Raw genomic sequence first — 1,926 nt, forward strand, 5'->3', positions numbered from 1 at the left:
CCCCCGTCCCCCGCCCGCGTCCCCCGCGCGCGCACGACGCACCCTACCGAGACCCGGCGACCGCACCTGGCCGCCGGGTCTCGGCATCCGTCCCCGTGCCCGTGCCCGTCCCCGTCCCCGTCTCCGTCTTCCCCCTGCGCCGGCCGGCATCCGTGCCCCGTCGGACAGTTCCTTCGTGGCGCTTCCCGGAGGGCAGCTCCCATGGGTGGTGTGTGTGGCTAACTCAGGAGATCTACCCCGGCGGCGCCAACGGATGCCGGACTGGTGCAGTTTGTCCCTCGCTTCACAGCCGTTTCTCCTGAATTAGCCACGGGTCGGCGGCGACACCGCGGGTCCTCCACAGCACAGGCTGACCGGAGCAGGCCACAGGTGGGCGGCCGACGCGGCAGAAGGGGCCCGCGCTGTCCACACTGTCGACATGACTTGGGCAGAGTACTTCCGCGTCCACAATGTGCAGATCGCCGAAACCGGGGCGCTGAACGCCGCCGGCGCCAATTGGCGGGTGCTGAGGGCGGCCGTGGAGAGTGGATATCTGGAGAGGGCGCGTCGAGGGCACTATGCGCTTCCCGATACGGATGCGCACATCCTCGAAGCGGTGCGGCTGGGTGGGCGACTCGCCTGCGTCTCCGCGGTTGCGAATGCCGGGATCTTCGCCCTGGACAGCACCTTCGCGCACATCCATGTCGACCCCACCGCTTCCCGGTTGCGGGCGCCGCACGACCGATTTCAGCAGCTCAACGCTCACAATCGAGACGGTGTGGAACTCCACTGGGGTCAGCTGCTCGACCCCCGCGGCGGCACCGAGTTCCGTATCGGGCTGGCCGATGCGCTGGTCCAGGTTTTCCGGTGCCAGGAACCGAGATTCGCGATCGCCTCACTCGATAATGCCTTGTACAAGAGACTGCTCGCGGAGCAGGCCGTGGCCCAGATCTTCGCAGCCCTGCCCGCGGAGTTGCAGTCCCTGCGCCCGCTCATCGACTGTCGCAGCGAATCGGGCCAGGAAACCGTGCTCCGCCTCGTGATCACGGGAGCGGGCTTCGACGTCGAGATCCAGGTCGAGATCGGGGGCGTCGGTCGCGTCGATATGATCGTCGAGGGGCGCATAGCGGTCGAGGCCGACAGCCGGCAGTTCCACGACGGCTGGGAGGCGCACGCGCGGGACCGCACCCGCGACTGCGACCTCGCCATGCGGGGGTACCTGACTCTGCGGGTTCTCTACCGGGACATCATCCACCACCCGGAGCGCGTCATCGCCGCGATCACCGGCCTTCTGGCGTCGACCAGTCACTACCACACCTTCATCGTCTAGTCGGTTCCCGGCAAGCCGACATCCGCTCCCGCGGGGCTGCCGGGTCCGGCTCGGCGGACACCCAACCTGCCGGTCATGCGGTTGAGACCCACCCCCATGTGGCTAACTCAGGAGATCTGCCGAATCGCAGTATCAGACCCGCGTGTTTCCGGGGCGAAGTGGAACGCATGCGACGGATGTCCTGAGTTGGCCACGCAGGCAGGGGCCGTGCCTGCTTCGAGCCCGGCGTTGCCGTCAGCGTGGCGGTCCGCCCGCAGACCCGACCTCCTTGCGGTCGAGACCCACCCTCGTGTGGCTAACTCAGGAGATCTGCCGAATCGCAGTATCAGACCCGCGTGTTTCCGGGTCAAATAGAAACGGATGCGACGGATGTCCTGAGTTGGCCACACCGGGGCAGGCCAGGGGGACCCCAGCGGCACCGTCAGCGGGGGCCAGCCGTCAGCGGGGGCCAGCGGTCAGTGGGGCGAGGTTGCGGGCCGCGAGGGCCCCGGGCAGCGCGGCGAGGCTGGTGATCCGGATGATGCCCAGCCGGGCGGCCTCGGCCTCGGCCGCATCCGCCCCGGCCCCGGCACCACTACCCCCGGCCCCAGCCCCGGCACCACTACCCCCAGCCCCGG

Annotated in this window: 1 protein-coding gene; it reads left to right on the forward strand. The window is 69.2% G+C overall.

What is annotated here, in order from left to right:
* Window positions 1-418 precede the first annotated feature (418 nt).
* Window positions 419-1,309 (forward strand): endonuclease domain-containing protein, encoded by an 891-nt coding sequence (locus tag CXY81_RS00020; RefSeq protein ID WP_104193592.1) that lies wholly within the window; start codon window positions 419-421, stop codon window positions 1,307-1,309.
* The last annotated feature ends 617 nt before the right edge of the window (window positions 1,310-1,926 follow it).

The organism is Cryobacterium sp. M25 (assembly GCF_002929635.1).
Taxonomy (GTDB): domain Bacteria; phylum Actinomycetota; class Actinomycetes; order Actinomycetales; family Microbacteriaceae; genus Cryobacterium; species Cryobacterium sandaracinum.